15 protein-coding genes are annotated in these 20,952 nt (G+C 61.3%); 4 read left to right on the plus strand and 11 right to left on the minus strand.

From position 1 onward, the window contains the following. The 3 genes from G3N92_RS07040 to G3N92_RS07050 are packed head-to-tail and all read right to left on the minus strand — an operon-like array spanning window position 1 to window position 4,966. Entirely contained in the window at window positions 1–1,179 is a 1,179-nt protein-coding gene (locus G3N92_RS07040) for a restriction endonuclease subunit S (protein ID WP_206126741.1), read from the minus strand. After that, window positions 1,176–2,798, minus strand: a complete 1,623-nt coding sequence (locus G3N92_RS07045; protein WP_206126742.1) for an N-6 DNA methylase — start codon at window positions 2,796–2,798, stop codon at window positions 1,176–1,178. The genes G3N92_RS07040 and G3N92_RS07045 overlap by 4 nt, the downstream gene beginning before the upstream one ends. Window positions 2,799–2,824: 26 nt before the next feature. Next, window positions 2,825–4,966 carry a DEAD/DEAH box helicase family protein gene (locus tag G3N92_RS07050; RefSeq protein ID WP_206126743.1) on the minus strand — a complete coding sequence of 714 codons (2,142 nt, stop codon included), beginning with the start codon at window positions 4,964–4,966 and terminating at the stop codon, window positions 2,825–2,827. A 1,151-nt stretch (window positions 4,967–6,117) separates the two neighbouring features. Here G3N92_RS07050 and G3N92_RS34885 point away from each other — a divergent pair. Further along, complete coding sequence (locus G3N92_RS34885; RefSeq protein WP_241014630.1) at window positions 6,118–6,411, plus strand: hypothetical protein; 294 nt, start codon at window positions 6,118–6,120, stop codon at window positions 6,409–6,411. Between the two features lie 712 nt (window positions 6,412–7,123). On the opposite strand, the gene G3N92_RS07055 is transcribed toward G3N92_RS34885, so the two are convergent. Then, window positions 7,124–7,516, minus strand: a complete 393-nt coding sequence (locus G3N92_RS07055) for a helix-turn-helix transcriptional regulator (protein WP_277396141.1) — start codon at window positions 7,514–7,516, stop codon at window positions 7,124–7,126. A 282-nt stretch (window positions 7,517–7,798) separates the two neighbouring features. Here G3N92_RS07055 and G3N92_RS07060 point away from each other — a divergent pair, with 282 nt between their 5' ends. Then, window positions 7,799–8,332, plus strand: a complete 534-nt coding sequence (locus tag G3N92_RS07060) for a hypothetical protein (RefSeq protein WP_339385831.1) — start codon at window positions 7,799–7,801, stop codon at window positions 8,330–8,332. A 141-nt stretch (window positions 8,333–8,473) separates the two neighbouring features. Here the strand turns inward: G3N92_RS07060 and G3N92_RS07065 are convergent, their stop codons facing one another. From G3N92_RS07065 to G3N92_RS07080, 4 genes are all read right to left on the minus strand, one after another. Further along, the gene (locus G3N92_RS07065; RefSeq protein WP_241014631.1) at window positions 8,474–9,553 is read right to left on the minus strand and encodes a phage/plasmid replication protein, II/X family; all 1,080 of its coding nucleotides are present in this window, start codon (window positions 9,551–9,553) and stop codon (window positions 8,474–8,476) included. Between the two features lie 284 nt (window positions 9,554–9,837). Continuing rightward, entirely contained in the window at window positions 9,838–11,664 is a 1,827-nt protein-coding gene (locus G3N92_RS07070; protein WP_206126746.1) for a DUF927 domain-containing protein, read from the minus strand. Then, on the minus strand, window positions 11,665–11,943 hold the full coding sequence (locus tag G3N92_RS07075) for an AlpA family phage regulatory protein (protein WP_241014632.1): 279 nt from the start codon (window positions 11,941–11,943) through the stop codon (window positions 11,665–11,667). Window positions 11,944–12,286: 343 nt separating this feature from the next. Next, a complete protein-coding gene (locus G3N92_RS07080; protein ID WP_206126747.1) occupies window positions 12,287–13,495 on the minus strand; it encodes a site-specific integrase in 1,209 nt (402 codons plus the stop codon). 477 nt (window positions 13,496–13,972) lie between these two features. Between G3N92_RS07080 and G3N92_RS07085 the strand changes: the two genes are divergently transcribed. Then, window positions 13,973–14,998: a PHB depolymerase family esterase gene (locus G3N92_RS07085; RefSeq protein ID WP_339385832.1), complete on the plus strand. Its 1,026-nt coding sequence runs from the start codon at window positions 13,973–13,975 to the stop codon at window positions 14,996–14,998. A gap of 60 nt (window positions 14,999–15,058) precedes the next feature. On the opposite strand, the gene G3N92_RS07090 is transcribed toward G3N92_RS07085, so the two are convergent. From G3N92_RS07090 to acs, 3 genes are all read right to left on the minus strand, one after another. After that, window positions 15,059–17,074: a sodium:solute symporter family protein gene (locus G3N92_RS07090; RefSeq protein WP_206126749.1), complete on the minus strand. Its 2,016-nt coding sequence runs from the start codon at window positions 17,072–17,074 to the stop codon at window positions 15,059–15,061. After that, window positions 17,068–17,511, minus strand: a complete 444-nt coding sequence (locus G3N92_RS07095) for a DUF4212 domain-containing protein (protein ID WP_206126750.1) — start codon at window positions 17,509–17,511, stop codon at window positions 17,068–17,070. The genes G3N92_RS07090 and G3N92_RS07095 overlap by 7 nt, the downstream gene beginning before the upstream one ends. A 132-nt stretch (window positions 17,512–17,643) precedes the next feature. Then, window positions 17,644–19,626: an acetate--CoA ligase gene (gene acs, locus G3N92_RS07100; RefSeq protein WP_206126751.1), complete on the minus strand. Its 1,983-nt coding sequence runs from the start codon at window positions 19,624–19,626 to the stop codon at window positions 17,644–17,646. Between the two features lie 345 nt (window positions 19,627–19,971). Here acs and G3N92_RS07105 point away from each other — a divergent pair, with 345 nt between their 5' ends. Then, the gene (locus tag G3N92_RS07105) at window positions 19,972–20,877 is read left to right on the plus strand and encodes a DMT family transporter (RefSeq protein WP_206126752.1); all 906 of its coding nucleotides are present in this window, start codon (window positions 19,972–19,974) and stop codon (window positions 20,875–20,877) included. The last annotated feature ends 75 nt before the right edge of the window (window positions 20,878–20,952 follow it).

Below are 20,952 nucleotides of genomic sequence, written 5' to 3' on the forward strand. Positions count from 1 at the left end.
TCACGTTGGAAAACACTGAGCCATTAGAGCACGGAATGCGGCCTCGGCTTTTTCCAGCGACCGACGCTGCTGAGCCGCCACGTCGGCAAGCGCCCGGCACTGCTCCTCAAACTTCTTCTGCAAATGCTCGGGCGGCAACGGAATACGAAACGCCTTTAACTCTTTGCTGTTGATGTTCGATTGCCCGACTGCGCCGCGCGCCGTGGCGAAAAGCACCCGCTTCATGTGCGGGGAGTTCATGAACGCCCACACGTAGGTTGGCGAGACCATCGTACGATTCACACGGAGCCGGATAAAATACGACGCAAGGATGGCATCGGTTGATCCGTCCCAAAGACCAGTCTTGCCAACAAGCTCCTTGCTGTTGGTCCGGTTGAACAGGATGTCGCCCTCACGCAGCCCAAACCGCTCGACCTCTTCGGCCTCCAACTCGACGTATTTCAAATCGTTCAGGTCCAGATCGCCCGCATAGGTCACGTTCCCCATTCGGATCATCGGCAACCCAACCGCGTCACTGGACGCTTTCGCACTGCTGCCGTAGTCCGCCGATGCAAGGATGTCGCCAAATGTGGACATCGGCCAGTCCATCGGATTGGTTCCGGGGTCGCCGAAGATCCCCGCGAAGGTGGCAGGCAGAAGATCTGCCACAACGCGCTGCGCATCTTTACGCAGTTTGATAATGCCGTCCGCTCGGGACAGCAGATCGACTATCTCGCGCTGCTTGGCGTCGGAGCGCATCGGAACCGGAAGGCCCTCCAGGAAACCAGATCGCAAACTGTGGACGGTTGCTCCCTTCTTCACACCTTGCTGGATGGTGTGCGCCGCGCGTGCACGCAAGAACCAGTACACATAGTCCGGATCCACTTTGCTGGCGTCCGGCGTCAAGGCTTTGATGTCTTGGTTGAACGCGAGCGGGCGCGCCGTCTGTGCGACGGGTAGGGTATGCGCAAGGATGCCGGAGCGCACAACCACCAGAATCGTCTTCGCTGGAACGAGGCTTGTCGCGGAGTTTTCGACCGCTTCGGCCGATATGTGGTCCGTGGCGTCCTGGATCAGGCTGCTTTTCATATCCTTGGGCGATACCCAAGGAATGTCGCCCCGCCAGAACGCGGCATTGGCCTTGCTCGGCGTACCGCCATGCCGGATCGCGCACAGGTCTCTTAACTGCTGAGTGGTCATTGAACGAACTCCACCCACGCCGTGCTCAACGCCTGCACTTCCCCGGCGATCTCATTTTCGAGCGCCGCCAGTTCGTCGAGCAGTTCTTTCGGGTCTCGATGCTCGACCGCAGCGTTGCTCAGCGGACGGTACTGCCCGGCGGAAAGCTTGAACTCGTTGGCGCGCAGCGTGGCCACGTCAGCGAACCACCATTTTTCCTGCCATTCGTCCTCGGCGGTTCGGCCTTGCCAAGCGGTCAGTTTCGTCTCACGCTCGTAGAACACGTTCGCTAGGTCGGGCAAGTCGTCGGCCTCAATGGGGACGTCATGGTTCGCGTCCATCTTGTAGCCATCATTGTCCGCGTGCAGGAACAGCACGTTCTCCGTGCGCCCGCCCTTCCTGAAGAACAGCACCGAAGTTTTTACGCCAGAGTACGGCTGGAACACTCCGCCTGGTAACGAAAGGACCGCATCGACTCGGTTGTTCTCGACCAGTTGGCGCCGGAGTTCCTTGTGAGCACCGGTAGAGCCAAACAGAACGCCTTCCGGGATGATGACACCGCACCTTCCACCGTCGCGCAGACTGTCGATCATGTATTTCAAGAAGAGCAGCTCGGTCGCAGTGCTGCTGCCAACCTTCACATCCTCCACCACTCGGTCCTTGTCCACGCGACCGGCGAACGGCGGGTTAGCGAGGATTACATGAAAACCATCGACCGGCAGACCCAACGCTTCCTTATGCTCGCGTTCGATGGTCGTCGTCAGGACGTTACGCAGGCGGACCCGAACGTTCGGCAACCCGCGCAAGATGAGGTTCATCGTCGCTAGGTGAACCATCTTTGGATCGACGTCATTCCCGTAAAAGGTTGCGTTCTGTAACGCCGTGTTTTGTGCGACTGACAGCCGGTCACCCGCGCCGCGCCGTTGCTGCTTGCCGTCCATCTCGACCAACTCGATTGCACTGGGGGAGGAGTTCGCTACACGGATGTGGTTGTAGGCGGCAACAAGGAATCCGGCGGTGCCCGCAGCAGGGTCGTAGATGGTTTCCCCGATCTTCGGGTCTATCATTTCCGTGATAAACCGGATCACGTGCCGGGGCGTGCGGAACTGACCAAGTTCGCCAGCCTGTTTGATTTGCCGCAGGACATGTTCGAAGAGGTCGCCTTTCGTGTCAGCGTCCGCCGCATCCAGCCTTAGACCGTCCACGAGGTTGATCACCTGCGTGAGCACGGTCGGGTCCGTGATGTTCAGACGCGCCCCGTCCATGAAGTTGTGCGCCGCGTTTTCGCCCATTGCGGAGAAGAACGGAAACACTTCATCGCGCAGGAAGCGCACGAGCGATTCGCCCGACATGGCTTTCGCCCACACCGACCATTTGAAACGGTCACGCGGGATCGTGTCTTTGCCAGCATCGGCGTTGAGCGGGTTCTTCACGTTCCACTCGCCAGCGAACAGGCTCGGATACGGGCGCTTGAGCACCCGGGCCTTCATGGTGTTCTCGGCGTCAATGCCTTCGATGAGGTAGAAGAAAAACAGGAACGACAGTTGTTCTGCGTTTGACACCGGGTCCGGATAACCGCCGCCGAACAGGTAATCTCGAATCTGGTCAATCGACCGCCGCATGTTCGGAGTTAATGGCATAGGTCCTACCTTGCGTATTGATGAAGTTAGTGCGCAACCGGCTGGTCGCTTGGCGCGTCAGGAGCGCCTGAATCGTCGACAGGGAAAAGCGCAGCGTTCAGCGAGCCAATGATGTTTTGGACTGCTTCGCTCGATCCGAAGACACGCTCAGCTTCGCGCAGGCCGCCCATTTGCGAAAAGGTATGGAAATAGGCGAAATGCTCTGCGAACAACTCCGTGAGGTCGTCGGCGTTTGCGCGGATCTGCGCACCGAGGATGCGCAGCCAACGGTCCTGTTCTGCCGAAACGGTCTGCTGCAAACGCCATGCTTCGAAGCGAGCGCCCAATTCTTCGGCTCGCTGCTGCGAGGCGTCTGGGAACTGCATATTCCCGTCCTCGTCCATCGTGATCCACTCACGCGTGGACGGGTCGATGTGATCGTCCACATCTAGTGACAGCAGTCGCGTCGGTTCGTACTTCTTCGTTTGTGGCGTCTTGGACACGACGATGCCGCCCTCACCCACTGCGTCCTCGTCACCGTGGTACGCCACCACACCCACGAAGTCGAACATAGTGAAAACGGGCTTGTTCTTCGCCTTTCGTGTGCCGCGACCGCGCATCTGCTGATAGAGGATAGCGGAGCGCGTGAAGCGCGCGAATACGAGGTTCACGACGTCCGGACAGTCGAAACCCGTATCCAGCATGTTGACCGACACCAGGATCTGCGGAAACTGCTCTTTCTTGAACCGTTTGATCTTCGCCATTGCGTCGATCGTGTCGTCCGGCCCTGCGCCCGACACCACGTAATCGGCATAACGGACATCCGGCGACGGCTTTTTGTCCGCGAACTCGGCGTCGAAGAGGTTCGCCAGCGTCTCGGCGTGCTTCTTGTTGACCGCGAAGACGATGGTCTTTCCGATCAGCGGCATCCGGAGTACGCCCTTCTGGTCCGTGAAACCGTTTTTGAGCACGTCGCGGAACTCGCGGACGATGGCACGGTTACGCTCGGGGATGGTGAACCGACGCTCAAGAGCGGCCGGGTCGATCATGATGGGGTCGCGGCTCGCAAACAGTTGCTCGAACTCAGCGGAGGTCTCGTCGTCCATCGCGGACCAGTCGATATCGTTGCGATGAACCTCGAATCCGCCTTCTGCAGCTGTCTTCACGGTTTTTGCTGCGTAGACCTGATATGGGACGAGCCAGCCATCCTGAATGGCGTCTTTCAGTTTGTACGAGAAGTTCGGTTTATCGACCTCAAAGAACCGAAGCGTGTCGCGCACGAACTGATGGTCTTCCTCATCGGCCTGTGCGTCGTCGAGGTTGGCGACGCAGGGCGTGGCGGTCAGGCCAATCTGCACACCGTCGAAGTATTTGAGAACGCCAGACCACTGCCCGTAAATACTGCGGTGACACTCGTCGGAAATGACCAGATCGAAGTAGCCAGACGAATACTCGGTATAAACGTTGATCATGCTCTGCAACGTCGTCACCGTGATTCGCTTCTCGTCCTGGAAGCGGCGCCCCGCGCGCAGCACGTACGCGGGATAGTCCGGCAGGTTTTCAGCGAAGGCGTCTTCGGTTTGCTTCGCCAGTGGGATGCGGTCCACCAGGAAAAGCACGCGAGTGATGGCGTTGGCTTCGAACAGCCGCTTGATGAGTGCCGCCGCCGTACGCGTCTTGCCGGTGCCCGTCGCCATTTCGACGAGCAACTTGCGCCGGCCCTGCTGCATTTCCTCGCAGAGCTTGTCGATACACTTGGCCTGGTAGTCCCGCTCCACGATCTTCTGGTCGATCGGTACGGACAACAGGTCCTTGCGGACGGTCAGGCTCGCGAAGCGGCGTTCGAGATCGTCTTGCCTGAAAAATGTCTTCACCGGATGCGGAAAGGCTTGCTTTTGCCACTCCCAAAAGAGCACTTCGGCGCCGTTTGCCAGAAAAATGTAAGGTACTTTCAGGTGCTCTGCGTAGCGCTTCGCCTGCGCCGCAGCGTCTGCTGGGTTCGTCGTGAAGCGCTTGGCTTCGACGACAGCCAGCGAACGCCCATGCCGGTCGCATAGAACGTAGTCGGCACGTGTGCCGTCCAGCATCACCACCTCGTACCGCACCTGCGTCGGGTCGGTGGTCTTCCATCCCTGATCCGCCAGCAGGGCGTCGATCAGCACCCGGGAGAACGCTTCGTTTGTAGCCATGTCCTTGAGCCGTTGGGACTTTTGTTTATTTTAAGGGTGCGCGTAACAATGCGGAGGGATTTTACCCCGCCGGCGGTCCGCCAGCGTAAATCGTCGGAAAATCCGGGACTGGTGTGCGAGTTGCGAGGGGGTAGTTTGCCGACTCTGCAGCCACTGACGCTGTGATGCAGTCCGAGATAGGCCAGCGCGTCGCGGCCGACACCGCGAAGTGGCACCGGTTAGTTGAACTGCCGCAGCGGCTGCAATTAAGCTAAGAACAGCCATTGGATGCTTGAGGTTCGAATGTGGAGACGGGTCGATAGCGGCCCCTCCATCTGGCGGCTCGCCGGAACTGCCGATCACCAAGGGCGGCGGCGCTGCGACGTCCTAACCGGCAAGCGTATGTACTTTGGCGAAGCGTCCACGGGTGCCGAACGACGTGGCCAGTGATATCTATTCACTACGCTCACATCGCTGGCGGCCTTCAAGTTGATGTTTGAGTCAAAGTGGGCCTAGACTGGATAAAAAGTAAGGCTGGTCGCTGCCTCACGGTGGCTTCGGACTACAGAACAACCTATCTGGCCTTTTTTGCTCAAAAAATGAGCAAAATCCCGGTTTTTTCGGACCACCCTGGGCCGACAGCAGTATGTCGCGTCGCACCAATATTTACAATTTCATTTCAATCGAAAATCCCGGGGCATAGTGTCGCCGTGCGGCCACTCGCGACCCAAACCCTAGACCCGGTCAGTCGGAGCCCATGACGGGCCGTAAAATTGGCCCCATGGGCATCTCCGCTCCCAATCAGTCGGACTGGGAGAGGGCCAAATCTCAAATAAAGTAAAAATTGCCGATTACATGACGATCAATCCTACCCTTTTATTGCTCTTGAGAGGAATGTGATACATTTCTCCCGTAGATGAGCCGTTTTTGAGTGTTTTTGTCATTTTTTGGCAAAAATCTCGCGTTTTGCCTCTCTGCCTCGTGATTACCTGCACGTCTTTCAGCTCTGCCTGGGCGTCGCATCTTCAACGGCTCCCGCGACCTACTTCCCGCACCTAACTTTCCTGAAACGCTCTTGTATCGCCTCGCGTTTCAGTCTTTCCACCCTTGAGCTTGCTTCCGAACATAAGTTCGGTGCCTTTGCACGCTCAAATTATTCCGGATACCTAACTATGAACACGTTTCATTGTGGTCCTCTGTTCCCTCTCGGATTGATTGTCGCTACGCCCGGGGCGCTCGATCTTCTTGATCGAACCGGCACAAACGCCGATGAGCTACTTCGACGACACGGCAAAGGAGATTGGGGAGTGGTCTGCACAGTCGACGCTCGGTCGAACGATCTCGCTGTTACGAATCAGACCCGTCCGCTGTCAGTGTACGAACTTGGAAACATTCGCGAACGGCTATGGATCATCACCGAAGCAGATCGCCGATCAACGACTCTTTTGTTGCCGTCCGAATACTGACGCGATGGAGTTCACAGTACAAAAACTCCATCCGGCTCTTCAGTGCGGCCAACGCCTCATGCTAGCCGGCTCGAATACTCCAGCGTTCAGTTTTCAAGGCTCTTGGGACGGTGGCTGTGCCCTGCACGCAGCAGCAATGGCACTCGCAATGCTTGGGTGCCTATCTGATCCACTGCGTATGTCGTCGCGTCGTCGCAGCCCTGAAGCGGACTTCTGGCGTCGCGCACAGCGGTTTTATCTCTCAGGCGTGTCACTTGATGAACTGCAGACATTGATTCGAGAACTATACTGGGGACTACATCCGACCAACTTCGAAGGATCGCATGCCGAAGTTCTTCGATTCTGCGAGCAGGAGGTGTCGCGTACTCGGCCAGTAATCCTGACTTTTCGGCAGCCATGTCAGACCGCACTGCATGCGGCACTTGCTGTCGGACTCGAAGGACGGAAAACCGGCCGGATTTTTATCGTACACACGTTGCTAGTGATCGACTCAGCGGAAGCAGAGCCCGTACTCGCGGCCTACAACGCACGGTTGACGCACACAACAAATGCTCGAATCAGATCGAGTGAGCACGCACAGTACGTCACCGGATTCGATAAGCGAAAAGTCGCACTCGCTGGTGCTATGTCGATCCGACACAGGAAGCAGTCGTAGCGAAAGTCGCAGATCTGTAGCCGATTTCTCGCGGCTGCGTGACGTTACTGCCAAAGATCACGTTTCTTTTCTAGTCGATCGCGCTGTAGCCCTCTGGGGCTTTCTACCTTGCGAAGTTTCCAGAAGCGCAAGAGCCTCGTCGACAAGGCGCTCGAGAATTTGCTGTTGCGCTGGAGTCAAGGACGAGAGCTTTGCCTGAATCCTCGATGCACGGTCATGTGAACCGACGCCAGCATTGCGAAGCAGGTCTGCGAGCGGACACTCAAGGCTCTCCGCGATACCTGAGAGACGTTCCAGGCTGGGGATCAGCGTCCCACGCTCGATCCGGGAAAGAGACGACTGCTCTATTTGGATCAGTTCGGACAGCTTTTCCTGGGTCATATCGAGGGCCTTCCGGCGAGCCGCGATGGCTCCGCCGATAGACCGTGCCAGCTGTTCTACGTTGCTCAAGCCTGAAACCCTCCCCGATTGACGAGGCAGTGTCGATTCTCACTGCCCTCCAAGAGAAGGTCCTAATAACGAATATTATTCTCCATGGAGAATATAATGACGTGCCGCGCGTCAGCGCCGTCGCGGCTTACATGGAATCTGTCCACACAGTCGGTCACGTTTGTTGGCGCGCACTAACACAAGGGCAGCTTGTTTCGCCGAAGCACTCTCAACCATCCAAAGGGTTACGCAGCTATGAAGTTCTTGTACGTTTCCGCCATCGTTTGCGCTGGAGCATTCGCAGTGTCTACCGCACATGCGCAGATGAACCAAGTTTTCGGAGCGATGCACTCGGCTCAATACGCAGTCACATCGGTGAAAAATCTGATGCCGCAGCAGGACACTGCCCAGCAGCAGGCGCAGCAAGCTCAACAGCAACGGGTCGACTATCTGAAACAGCACCCGCCGTGCAACGCCAACTGTCCGCTTGACGCTGCTGACAAGCAAAAATATGAGGCTATGCAGCGGCGCGATCAGCAGGAGGGACAGCAGCAGCTCGACGCCGCTCAGAGGATGATCGGAATTTGCCCCGACCTGGCCAACCCGAAGTACAACAGAGCTGAGCAATTTATCCGATGCCGGAACAAGGGACTGTCTGAAGAGCAGGAGATGACCTATGTCGGCGGATTTCCGCTGCTTGCCCAAGCCTATCTTTCCTCGATGGTTCAGGATGTCTTCGAAGACGACGTGACCGATCCACGGAGAGGGAAAGAAATCACCGACTACTACCTGAGCTGTCTGGATCGTGGAGTGCCTTGCAGTCGGCGAAAGTGGTAAATATCCGCGAGTGGCCGCCTGCCCACGGCAATCGTGGGAGGCGGATAACAAGCGCGGCGAAAAAATGTACCTACTGACGATCTAGCACCGGCGCATTCGGCAGCACCGGATATCTTGGGCGCTGCATTGAGCGTACTTCTCTCAGTCCCAACGCGATTTGCGTCGCGTGGCGGCGGTGCCTACACGAGCGTATGCCTGCGGACACTGCTGAACCCACTTCGGTATGCTCAAACGATTGCTGATGGCGAGCAATTCCACCATCGGCAGCGGCTCGATCGCAGGCACGTCGCGTTCGATATCGATGCCGCATGCGTCAATGATCGCTTTGCGATGCGACGCCAGTGTGGCTCGGCTAAACAGTGCTTTCAAATCGCGGCCCATCGACCACAATTCGAGCGTGCGGCGATGTATGCGATTGGTGACCGACGCTGTCGAATCACGCAGTACGCTCATCGGCTTATGACGCTCCAGCCGGAGCGCAGCAAGCTCGCGATCGTAGACTTCATTCGCTGTAAGCGCAGTCCAAGCCGAGCCGCGATTGAGGCCATGCTGTTTCAGATACTCTTTTTCGAGCTGGAGCTCGACGCGCACGCTGCTTTTCGCCGTGGTCGTGAGCAAGTTCCACACATCATCAGCCTGATCCCCATGCACGGCTGCTAGAACAGGAAACGCATGCGTTCGTTTGTCTTCCATCTCCTGGCATTTGTCGTAGATCAGCCAGGCACCATAACTTGACACGGCGTTGAAGCGAACCCCTGTGCCCTGGAGCAATGCGGCGGGACGATAACGCTCGATAGCCATGTTGCGAATCATGTGCCGCCGAATATCGGAAACGGTGACGTTCTCAGGCAAGCGGTAACGATGCGTGATGTCGACGGCCAGGACATTGAAGTTGCCTGCTAACCATGCGGCAACATCGTCATCGATGTAGGCCACAGCCAGATGGTCGAGTACTCGCACGATGATCTCTGGTGCGAGCGCGCGAAGATTGTTCGTTCCGAATACATTGTGCCCCTGCATAACTTTCAACGGGTTGCATATGATGCTAACCGCGGTGCCGTGTCGCAACGACGTCGCTTTTATCTTTGCTCCGTTAGGCGCGAGGCGAACCGTAGCAGTGAAGCAGGTAACTTTCTGCTTGTGGTCCTTCGATATCTTGATCCGCTTGTTTCCGAATGCGCGGTGCCGATGCGCTATTTCAATATGGAGTAAGTCGAGCATTGTGTGCCTGTGAAGGTAAGTGCATGTTGAGCTGCTTCGCAGCGATGGGCTGCACTTGGCCTTTACAACTTTCGAAAAACGGCACTTTGTCCAAAAAAACGAACGGGAAAGGGGGGGTGTGAGGGCGGGAGAATTACTAGACATAGTAGATTAGTATGCGGATCGCGCCGCCGACCGGAAGTGCTGCTCGGCATCCCAGGTTTCTCTAATTTTCTGCCTGCAGGATGAAATCTACGTAGAAATGTAGATTTCACCCTGCTGCCAACCGCTAGTACGCACGCTGACTACTCTGTGTAGATGGCTGCCTTCTTGAACGTGTACAACGACGGACGCTCGGTTTCCGATTCCGGAATAAAGTACTGCTGCGTCGGCCGATTTTTTGAACCGGGCAACAACCAACCGGCGTTGATGAGTGCGCCGTGAAACGCTATACGACCGTGCTTCTGTCTCAGTGTGGCAAGCGCGCCCGGAAAGATCAGAAAGACCTCGGAGCCGTCCCGCTGCGTATAGGTGAAGCCAGTTTTCGTGTCGCGCTCGGGATTGATGTAGTCCGCCAAGGAGGGCAATTTGTTGCGATGCGCCTGGAGGAAGTAACGCACGTCGTCAAGGATAGCCTCATCGGGCGTCGACTGCCGTTGCTGGTACTGCGCATGCCATTTGCGAAAGCAGTCACGCAACGCGTCGATGATCTGCTTTCCCGTTATCGGGAAAACGGCGGCCAAGCGAGCGACGATACCCGCGCGATACATCAGCGAGAAATTGTCGAGAACGCGAGCACATACCCCATCTGCCCTATCGAACGCGATACCGTTGGTAAGGTACTCCTTGACGCCATTTTCGCGTTCCCTGTGCTTCGCTTTCACCGTGTGAATGTTTTCGGCGAGATATTTCACGAACGGTGCCCACGCAATGCCATGGGTCGCCTGCAGCATGCGGCCGAGCTTTTCCGCGAACGCTGCTCCGTCGCTTTCGCCGTGCAGATTTGCAAACGCGCCGTGCAAGTAGTCGGTGTTCAGTGCGGTAAAACGTGCGACCTGGCCAAGTTTGGCCGAACGACCTCCCTGTTCAATGCGGTCCACTACGCTCTCCTCGCCAGCGGTGAGTGATACGGATGAGATGCGCGTGACCGGAGTGAGGCTGCCGTCCGGAGATGCACGAAGTTTCCCGGAGCCGTTCGTCAAGCGATAGGCGGCATTTGCCATGACTTCGGGCGAAGCCAGTCCGATCTCATCGAGCACCAGTGGCATGTGCAAGTGTTGTGCCGCCAGTGCCTCGAGACCGTTGGCCGTGCCGATCAAATTTGCTGGATTCGACGGGGAGTCGAAGAGCGCAAGCGCGAGTCGGAGCGCAGTCGTTTTGCCAGTGCTGGAGCGGCCTACGAACGAGATACCGAAGGCGTCGTGGCTAAAGGGATGAAGTAGCGCCGAAGCGAAGGCCGCGCACAGTGCGACGATGAGCAGCGGGTTGCCGGCACACAGGTTGACGATCTCGGTCCACTGCGCAAGCGTCCCGGCTTGTGGACGACCGGACGTCAGAGGCTCGCTACCCGTCACGAGGAGCATGCGGTCCCCTGCGCAGTACGCCTTGCCACCGAACACATACGCCTGTGTGCCGCAGAGCATCTGCCAGCCGTCGCAGGTCGTCCTGACAAAGTTCGGATGCGGTGGACGAGAGGAAAGGTAATCGCCGATCCGACGGGCGGCATTGTGAACCCGCTCGATTGTCATTCCCCGCGTGATGAGATGGCGCGTCAGCTCATTGGGAGAATAGACCAACTCGCACGGCACTTCGACGCGCTTGCTAGTATCGTTCAGCGTCCATACGTCGACCGCGTGAGCAGGCCTGCCTCCATCGGCGTCGATCACCATGCCCACCGACTTGATCCCGGAGGAGATGCGTTGATAGCTGCCATCGGTCCATTCGTACAAGCCGGGTTCGCCATCTTTGAATCGATCCGGCGAATTCTCCGTCTCCACACTAGGGCTTTGACGGGCAGCGTTTTCAACGGGCGAGCGGCGCTTTCGCCGGCTGTTGGCGTGAGTCGCTCCCCGGCGCACCCAGCCCTCGCCATCGTCGCCGCAGATGCGCTTTTTAGAAGAAGTAGAGGCCATTTACTCGCCCTCCACAGACGCCAGAAATTTTTCGATCGCAGAAAGACGCCAGCCCCGGATGCGTGTCGTAAGACGCAACGGCGCCGGGAACGCTCCTTCTTTGACCATTTGCAGGAGCTTCGTCCGTCCGATGGGGACGATTTCAAGAACTTCGGCTAAACGGAGAACGCGATCAATCGGAGGCTTGCAGCCAACTACGTTGTCAGTCTTCGCAGAGAGCGAAGCAGATGTCCCGAATGCAGCTGCAACTTCAACCGGGAACGACTGCATCGAAGCCATTTCGGGCTCGCGAGCGGGTGCTCGGCGACCAGGCACTACAGAGTTTTTGAGGTGATGGGCCATCAATCAACCTAAATAAAGGGTTCATTGGAAGGTCGTGGCGCATCAAGGCAGGAGGGGCTTTAGGGGGCGAGCAGCGTCCTCCGGCGCATTGATGGCGCACGGACTAGACGGCTGTACCTTTTTATATTCTGGAACCCGGAGACCTACGTTCACGTAATGCTCGACTGAATCGACGCATCACCGAACTCTTCGGGAACAGTGCCTGAACGAATAATACCAGTTCCTCTCAACTTTGCTCAGTTGTCGACTGCATCGAAATGCATCGCGTGTGTAAGGCTAGCTAGGCGTCTGGAGAGAGTGTCGTCGCGGTGAAATCTGCCCAGTCCTGCATCAACGCAGCGCGTTTCAAAAACAAGTCGCCGCGTGCGTATGCCGCTTCCGCCTTGTCCTTGATTCCGTGCGCGAGCGCCGCTTCGCACACTTCGCGTGGGTAGTGCGTAGTCTCCCCCGCCCAGTCGCGGAAAGTTGACCGGAAGCCGTGGACCGTTATGTCTTTGCGCTTCATACGCTCTAGCAGTTGCAGCATCGCCATGTTGGAAAGGGGCTTTTGATATCGTGCACCCGGAAAAACGTAGTCGCCCTGCTTCACGTTCTCCTGTGCTTTGATCAACTCAATTGCCCGTGCCGACAGCGGCACGCGATGCTCCTTGCGCATCTTCATGCGCTCCGCAGGGATGATCCAGACGCCTTCGTCCAACTTGAATTCTGGCCATCTAGCGCCAATGACTTCGTTCGTCCTAGTCGCGCTCAAGATCAGAAGCTCAAGGGCGCGTGCTGCTGTACCTTCTTCAACTCGAAGAAGTTTCATGAATTCTGTCAGGTCGGCGTAGGGCAGCGCCGGGTGGTGCTTCACTTTTTGGACGCGTGCGCGCTTCGGCAACAATGTATCCAGATGCCCTTTCAGCCGTGCTGGATTGTCCCCTGTGCGGTAGCCACGCACGGTAGCCCAATCCAGCACGGACTCAATGCGCCCGCGAACACGGGAGGCGGTTTCAGTTTTCGTCGTCCAGATCGGATCGAGGACTTTCATGACCAGCGCGGTATCGATACTGGAGACGGGCAGGACATCGAACACGGGCACGGCGTAGGTTGCCAGAGTGTTTGCCCACTGGTCGGCGTGCTTCGCATTCTTCCATCCTGCGCGGTGAGCCTCAATATACTTGTCTGCGCATTGCTTGAAGGTAATGTCGTTCGCCTTCGCGACGCGTTGCTTTGCTCGCTCGGCGTCGCGAGCATCGATCGGGTCGATGCCATCCAGCAAAAGACGTCGGCAATCGAGGGCGCGCGTTCGAGCTTCGGCGAGACTGATCGTGTGTAAAGGACCAAGCCCCATCCCCCTCGCCTTGCCGCTACGCATGTAACGGAAAAGCCACGACTTCACCCCTGCTGATGTGACTTGCAGATACAAACCGCCACCATCAGCGTAGAGCCCTGGCTTGGTCGTCTTGGTGACCGTCAGTTGACTAAGTTTGTTTGCGGCTCTCGGCATGGCTCGACTATCAATTTGACTATCAAATGTGAGTGTGATTATAACGAAGTTCGTCGTCGATCAAGTGAACCCTAACGAACAACCTCTGGAGCAAAAACCAAGATAGCAAAGGGATTACGAGGATTCAGACGAATTTTGATGAACTCAGACGTCCCGTAAGTAGACGGACCCTCTCTCCGCCAGAATTCAGTTGCTACACCAAGCCCCGCAAAATCGACGATTTGCGGGGCTTTTTGTTTTCAGCTCCAGCTCGACTCGACGCTGCAACGGAAAAGCCCAATACCTCGTGTATCGTCCCAACGTCGCCAACCGATTCGGCGCTGACGATGCTGTCCACGCGCCCGCCGCCCGATCATGCCTCGTCGTCGATCCGCCGCCAGCACTTGGCTCAAGCTGTTCAGCACGTTCTCGAAGCTGGCGACGCACAAGCCGAAACGGCGCGCCGCCGCCCAATCATCAAGTCCGGCGTCAAAGTCCGTGCCGAAGCCCGCCCCTGCCGCGCCACGCAAGCGGGCCGCCGCCAAACCGGCCACCAACCCGGCCACGAAATCGGCCCAGCCCTCGGGCACGCAACGTGCCGCCCGCTCGCGCCCGTCGCTGTCGACGCGCGGCACCTGGATCCGCTCGTTCCACTCGGCCCCGCCCGCGCCCGGCCAACTCGTCAATCACCTGACCTACCTGCTGTATCAACCGCCCGGCGCGGCGCGCGACGGCCCGCTCGTCGTGATGCTGCACGGCTGCAAGCAGACCGCCGAAGCGTTCGCGATCGGCACCCGGATCGACCGCCTCGCCGACAAGCACGGCTTCTCCGTCCTGCTGCCGGAACAATCGACCGGCCGGCATCCGCATCGCTGCTGGAACTGGTTCGACCCGCCCGTGCCGGCGCCCGGCTCGGATGCGGACGCGGTCGCCTCGCTGGTGCGCGCGACGATCGAGCGGCACGGCTTCGATCCGGCGCGCATCTATCTCGCCGGCATGTCGGCCGGCGCGGGGCTGGCCGCGCAACTGGCGTTGCACGAGCCGCGGTTGTTCGCGGCGCTCGGCCTGCATTCCGGCGCGGTGGCCGGGGCCGCGCAGTCGTCGATCAACGCGCTGCACGTCATGCAGCGCGGCAGCCGCGACGATCCGGTCGCCCTGATCGACGCAACCGTGGCGGTCGATCGTCATCCAGGCATGCCGGTGCTGATCGTGCACGGCGAACTCGACGGCGTGGTGGCGAAGGTCAACGCCGATCAGGCGGCGCGTCAGTGGCTGCGGGTCAACGGCATGCTCGACGCGAACGGCGACGAAACGAGCGGCACGCGCGTGCTGGCGGAACACGGCGACCGGCTGATCGCGGATTACCGCCGCCGCGGCCGCACGATCGTGCGGGTGTGCGTGGTACGCGGGCTCGGCCACGCCTGGAGCGGCGGCGACGAACGCCTGCCGTTCAACGCGGCGCGCGGGCCGGATGCGAGCGCGTTGATGTGGACGTTTTTCCGCACGCGCCGGCGCGAACGCTGAACGCGGATGCCTGGGCGCGGGTTGACCGGCGCCGAACGGCGCGACCTCGGCGCAGCCCCGTCACGGATGCCGGATGTAATCGACCAGCGCCTCGGTATACGCGTCCGGGCGTTTGTCGAGCAAGCTCACGCCGATCGCGGCGGCAAAACCGGCCGGCACGCCGAATACGCCGGAACTGATCGGCTCGATGCCGAACCAGGTCGGCCCGGCGAATCCGGTCAATTGCGTGAAGAACGGATAGGTCGACAGGATGTACCAGATGCACACGCCCAACCCCGTCACCATGCCGGCCACCGCGCCGCGCGTGGTGGTGCGCTTCCAGAACACGGCGAGCACGAGCACCGGAAAGAAACTCGACGCGGCCAGCGAAAACGCCGCGCCCACCAGAAACAGGATCTTGCCGGTATTGAGCGAGGCCACGTACGACGCGAACAGCGCGACGCCGAGCAGCAGCACCTTCGAGATCGTCACGCGCCGCTGCGCGGACGCGTCGGGCGTGACCATGTGGTAGTAGACGTCGTGCGACAACGTGTTGGCGATCGTCAGCAGCAGGCCGTCGGCGGTCGACAGCGCCGCGGCCAGCGCGCCGGCCGCCATCAGCCCCGACATCACGTACGGCAGCCCCGAAATCTCGGGCGCGGCCAGCACCACGATGTCGGGCTGCATCTGGATGTCGGACCAGTGCACGATGCCGTCGCGGATCACGTCCACCACGCCGATCAGATCGGGCTCGAAGTGCTGCCATTGCGTGACCCAGGCCGGCATCTCGGCGAACGGCTGCCCGACCAGATGCGCGAGGATCTCGAACTTGATCAGCACCGCGAGCACCGGCACGGTCAGGTAGAACAGCGCGATGAAGAACAGCGTCCAGCCGACCGAGCGGCGCGCCGAGGCCACCGAGGTGGTGGTGTTGTAGCGCGTCAGGATGTGCGGCAGGCTGGCCGTGCCGAGCGAGAGGCACAGCAGCAGCGCGAGGAAGTTGCGCTTGCGCGGGCGCTGCTCCTCGTCGGTGGCCGACGGGAACGGCGCGTGCATCGGCAGCGGCACGGCCGCGCGCGCGAGCAGGTCGTCGCGGGCCTGCTCCCACACCACGCGCGCCGCCGCCGGATCGCGCGGGAATTCGGCCAGTTCGCGCTCGCGCCGGTTGATCTCGCGCAGCGGCCCGTTGCGCCGGCGCAGCGCCGCCAGCTCGTCCACCAGTTGCGCGCGCGCCTCGCCGTACGAGGCCGGCAATCGGTCGAGCCGCCCCTGCAGCGCGGCCGCGCGCTGCCGGAACGCGTCGCGCACGGCCTGCTCGTCGGCCGAATCGCGCACTTCGGCCTCCAGCGCCTCCACCTTCGTCATGAGCTTGCCGTAGTTCGCCTGCGGCAGCGGCCCGAGGCCGTTCTTCATCGCGATCAGCGACACCGGAATCAGGAACGCGGCGATCAGGATCACGTACTGCGCCACCTGGGTCCAGGTCACGGCGCGCATGCCGCCCAGGAACGAGCACACGAGAATGCCGGCCAGCCCGCAGAAGATCCCGATCGCGAAATCGACGCCGATGAAGCGCGTGGCGATCAGCCCGATCCCCTGAATTTGCGCGACCAGATAGACGAACGAGCAGAGGATCGCCGCGCCGGCCGCCAGCGCGCGCACCAGCGTGCTCGAATAGCGGGTGCCGAGGAAATCGGGAATCGTGTAGCGCGCGAGCTTGCGCACGTAGGGCGCGAGCAGGAACGCCACCAGGCAGAAGCCGCCGGTCCAGCCCATCAGGTAGGCGAGCGCGTCGTAGCCGGTGGCGTAGAGCGAGCCGGCCAGCCCGATGAACGAGGCGGCGGACAGCCAATCGGCCGCGGTCGCCATGCCGTTGAACGCCGACGGCACGCGCCGCCCGGCCACGTAGTACTCGACCAGATCGGAGGTGCGCGACAGCAGGCCGATCACGGCATACACGGCGATCGGCACGAACAGGAACACGTAGCCGATCCACACGCCCGGCCCGGTCGAGCGCTCGATGCGCCAGAGCAGCAGCACGAACGCGAGGAAGCCGACGGTGTAGAGCGCGTAGGCGCGGATCAGGCGGTGGGTCAGCATGGGCGGCCCGGCGTGCCGGTGGGCGAATCGTGCGCATCGTTCGTTCTGTCCGATTGCGCCGGCTCGGGCTCGCCGCCCTGCCCGGCGTCGAACGCCGCATAGTCGCGCCGCAGCGTGCGGTCGGCGCGCTGCATCAGCAACACGTACACGGCGATCAGCAGCAGATAGATCAGAATCGCGCCCTGCGCCCCGAGATAGAACGGCAGGCTGAAGCCGGCGAAGCGCAGCCCGGCCAGCGCCGGCGCGAAGAACGGCACGACGAACGACACGCCAAAGCCGATCGCCATCAGCACCGCGATCAAGATCAGGTTGAAGCGCCAGTAGCGCGCATGCGCGCGCGCGAGCCGCGCCGGCACCGGCGGCGGCTCGGTGCGATGCGAGGCGGTCGACGAAGGCGTCGAGGAGCGGGACGAGGGCGGGCGCGAGGCAGCGGACATCCGCTTATCTAACAAAAAAGCCCCGGCGCGGGCAATCGGGATTGAATCGGGATTGCCGCGCCGGGGCGCATGCCGGCTGTGCATCCAGCCGGCGATTCGGAGAGCCGGCCGGGTGAAGGGCCAGCCTGCCGCTCAGCGCACCTCGCCCAACTGGTCGAGGATCGCCGGATTCTCGAGCGTGGAGGTGTCCTGCGTGATCGGCTCGCCCTTGGCGAGCGAGCGCAGCAGGCGGCGCATGATCTTGCCCGAGCGGGTTTTCGGCAGGTTGTCGCCGAAGCGGATGTCCTTCGGCTTCGCGATCGGGCCGATTTCCTTGCCGACCCAGTCGCGCAGCGCCTTGGCGATCTGCTGCGCTTCCTCGCCTTCCGGCCGCGCGCGCTTGAGCACCACGAACGCCACCACGGCCTCGCCGGTGGTGTCGTCCGGACGGCCCACCACGGCCGCCTCCGCCACCAATTCGTGCGACACCAGCGCCGATTCGATCTCCATCGTGCCGAGCCGGTGGCCCGACACGTTCAGCACGTCGTCGATGCGGCCCATGATCGTGAAGTAGGCGCTGTCCTTGTCGCGCACCGTGCCGTCGCCGGCCAGGTACAGCGTGCCGCCCAGCTCCTCGGGGAAGTAGCTCTTCTTGAAGCGCTCCGGGTCGCCCCAGATGGTGCGCGCCATCGACGGCCACGGCCGCTTCACGACCAGGATGCCGCCCTGCCCGTTCGGCACGTCCTGGCCCGTTTCGTCGACCACCGCCGCGGCGATGCCCGGCAGCGGCAGCGTGCACGAACCCGGCACGGTGGGCGTCGCGCCCGGCAGCGGCGTGATCATGTGGCCGCCCGTTTCGGTCTGCCACCACGTATCGACGATCGGGCAGCGCTCGTTGCCGACGTGCTTGTGATACCAGATCCACGCTTCCGGGTTGATCGGCTCGCCCACCGTGCCGATGATGCGCAGGCTCGACAAATCGTAGGCCTTCGGATGCACGGCCGCGTCGGCCTCGGCCGCCTTGATCAGCGAGCGGATTGCGGTGGGCGCCGTGTAGAAGATCGTGACCTTGTGATCGGCGATCATCTTCCAGAAGCGGCCCGCGTTCGGGTAGGTCGGCACGCCCTCGAACACCACCTGCGTCGCGCCGGTCGCCAGCGGGCCGTACGTGATGTAGGTGTGGCCCGTGATCCAGCCGATGTCGGCCGTGCACCAGAACACGTCGTCCGGCGTCCAGTCGAACGTCCACTTCATGGTTTGCGCGGCCCACAGCAGATAGCCGCCCGTGCTGTGCTGCACGCCCTTCGGCTTGCCGGTGGACCCCGACGTGTAGAGGATGAACAGCGGATGCTCGGCGCTGACCCATTCCGGCTCGCACACGTCCGGCTGGTTCGCGACCAGCTCGTGCATCCACAGGTCGCGGCTGTCGTCCCAAGCGACCTTGCCGCCCGTGCGGCGATAGACGATCACGCTCTTGACCGCCTCGCAGCCGCCCATCGCGAGCGCTTCGTCGGCGATGCTCTTGAGCGGCAGCGTCTTGCCGCCGCGCAGTTGTTCGTCGGCCGTGATCAGCGCGCTGGCGCCGATGTCCACCAGGCGCTCGTTCAGCGATTTCGACGAGAACCCGCCGAACACCACCGAATGCGTCGCGCCGATCCGCGCGCAGGCCTGCATCGCGACGATGCCTTCGATCGACATCGGGATATAGATGACGACGCGGTCGCCCTTGCCGATGCCGCGCTGCTTGAGCGCGTTGGCGAAGCGCACGACGCGGCCGAGCAGATCGGCGTAGGTGACGCGCGTGACGGTGCCGTCGTCGGCCTCGAACACGATCGCGACGCGTTCGCCGCGGCCGGCCGCGACGTGGCGGTCGAGACAGTTGTAGGAGGCGTTCAGTTCGCCGTCCTCGAACCACTTGTAGAACGGCGCATTCGATTCGTCGAGCACGGTCGCGAATGGCTTGTGCCAATCGAGCGTCTCGCGGGCAAGACGCGCCCAGAAACCTTCGTAATCGCGGCCGGCTTCGTCGACCAGGGCCTGATACGCGGCCATGCCGGAAATGGTGGCCGCCTGTTCGACAGCGGCGGGTGGAGCAAACTGACGGCGTTCGTGCAGAACCGATTCAATCGCAGACATCGACAACCCCTTGATCAAGGTGAAACTCACTGCATGACGGCGCACTTGGATGCGCCGCTTCCACGGCGCGCGGTGCGCCGTGCCTCCTGAACTGCAGGCGCCGCCGGTCGGGGCCGGGCGGCGCACGTACTGCTGGTGTCTGATTGATACTTGTGTTGGTGCGCGTGTTTCCGGCTTGGCGCGGCCTCGGGAATGTTGCAACGCCGCATCGCGCGACGCCGCACCGCTCCCGCGGACGCATCGACACGATAAGCTCTCGAACTTACCCATCTCTTACGCGCGCCCGCCTGGACGGCCCGCGCGGGCCGTTACAATCCTAACTGAACTCAACGCCCGGACTCCAGTTTGAATCGCTACGCCTTCATCCTCATCCTGTCGATGCTGCTGGTCGGCAGCAACGTCGGCATCGGCAAGACCATCGTGGTGGCCGTGCCTGTCGTGATCCTCGCCACGCTGCGCTTCGTGATCGCCAACGCGGTGCTCTGGCCGCTGTGGAAGCCGTCGAAGATGCGCGCCGTGCGCCGCGAAGAATGGCTGAACCTGTTCCTGCAGGCGTTCTTCGGCACGTTCATGTTCACGCTGCTGATGCTGATGGGCGTGCAGCGCACCAGCGCCGTGGCCGCCGGCGTGATCACCAGCACGATCCCGGCCGTGGTGGCGCTGTTCGCCTGGCTGTTCCTGCGCGAACGGCCGAACCGGCGCGCGCTGCTGTCGATCGCGCTGGCGATCGTCGGCGTGGTGGCGATCAACCTCGCCCAGGGCGGCCATGCCGCGGCCAGCGCGCCGGGTCACGCAAGCTCGCTCGCCGGCAACCTGCTGATCCTCGGCGCGGTCTGCTGCGAATCGTTCTACGTGATCCTGTCGCGCCGCCTGACCGAAACGCTGCGCCCGCTCGACATCTGCGCCTACACGCACCTGCTCGGCATGCTGATGATGCTGCCGCTCGGCCTGACCGCCCTGCCGCATTTCGATTACGCGGCCGTGCCGGCGGGCACCTGGGCGCTCGTCGTCTGGTATGCGCTGTCGGCCAGCATCTTCTCGTTCTGCCTGTGGATGATCGGCATCCGCCATGTGCCGGGCAGCCTGGCCGGCGTGTTCAGCGCCGTGCTGCCGATCTCGGCGGCGATCTACGGCATCGCGTTTCTCGGCGAGCGCCCGACGCTCGCGCACGGCTTCGCTCTCGCCTGCGTCGTGACCGGCATCCTGCTCGCGAGCCTGAAGCCGCGCCGCACGCCGAACGCCGCGTCGTAAGCGGCCTGGCGGCGCGCCGATGCATCGCCGAAGCATGGCCGGCGCCACCGTCGGCCGCGCGCCGCGCCGCCACCG

It is taken from the genome of Burkholderia sp. Ac-20379 (genome assembly GCF_017104645.1).
GTDB lineage: Bacteria > Pseudomonadota > Gammaproteobacteria > Burkholderiales > Burkholderiaceae > Burkholderia.

What these genes read in the sequence shown, in the direction of transcription:
- G3N92_RS07080 (WP_206126747.1), bottom strand. Translation starts at nt 13,495, where the DNA reads ATGCCGAGAGCCGCAAACAAACTTAGTCAACTGACGGTCACCAAGACG.
- G3N92_RS07075 (WP_241014632.1), bottom strand. Translation starts at nt 11,943, where the DNA reads ATGGCTTCGATGCAGTCGTTCCCGGTTGAAGTTGCAGCTGCATTCGGG.
- G3N92_RS07065 (WP_241014631.1), bottom strand. Translation starts at nt 9,553, where the DNA reads ATGCTCGACTTACTCCATATTGAAATAGCGCATCGGCACCGCGCATTC.
- G3N92_RS07040 (WP_206126741.1), bottom strand. Translation starts at nt 1,179, where the DNA reads ATGACCACTCAGCAGTTAAGAGACCTGTGCGCGATCCGGCATGGCGGT.
- G3N92_RS07090 (WP_206126749.1), bottom strand. Translation starts at nt 17,074, where the DNA reads ATGCTGACCCACCGCCTGATCCGCGCCTACGCGCTCTACACCGTCGGC.
- G3N92_RS07050 (WP_206126743.1), bottom strand. Translation starts at nt 4,966, where the DNA reads ATGGCTACAAACGAAGCGTTCTCCCGGGTGCTGATCGACGCCCTGCTG.
- G3N92_RS07095 (WP_206126750.1), bottom strand. Translation starts at nt 17,511, where the DNA reads ATGTCCGCTGCCTCGCGCCCGCCCTCGTCCCGCTCCTCGACGCCTTCG.
- G3N92_RS34885 (WP_241014630.1), top strand. Translation starts at nt 6,118, where the DNA reads ATGAACACGTTTCATTGTGGTCCTCTGTTCCCTCTCGGATTGATTGTC.
- acs (WP_206126751.1), bottom strand. Translation starts at nt 19,626, where the DNA reads ATGTCTGCGATTGAATCGGTTCTGCACGAACGCCGTCAGTTTGCTCCA.
- G3N92_RS07045 (WP_206126742.1), bottom strand. Translation starts at nt 2,798, where the DNA reads ATGCCATTAACTCCGAACATGCGGCGGTCGATTGACCAGATTCGAGAT.
- G3N92_RS07070 (WP_206126746.1), bottom strand. Translation starts at nt 11,664, where the DNA reads ATGGCCTCTACTTCTTCTAAAAAGCGCATCTGCGGCGACGATGGCGAG.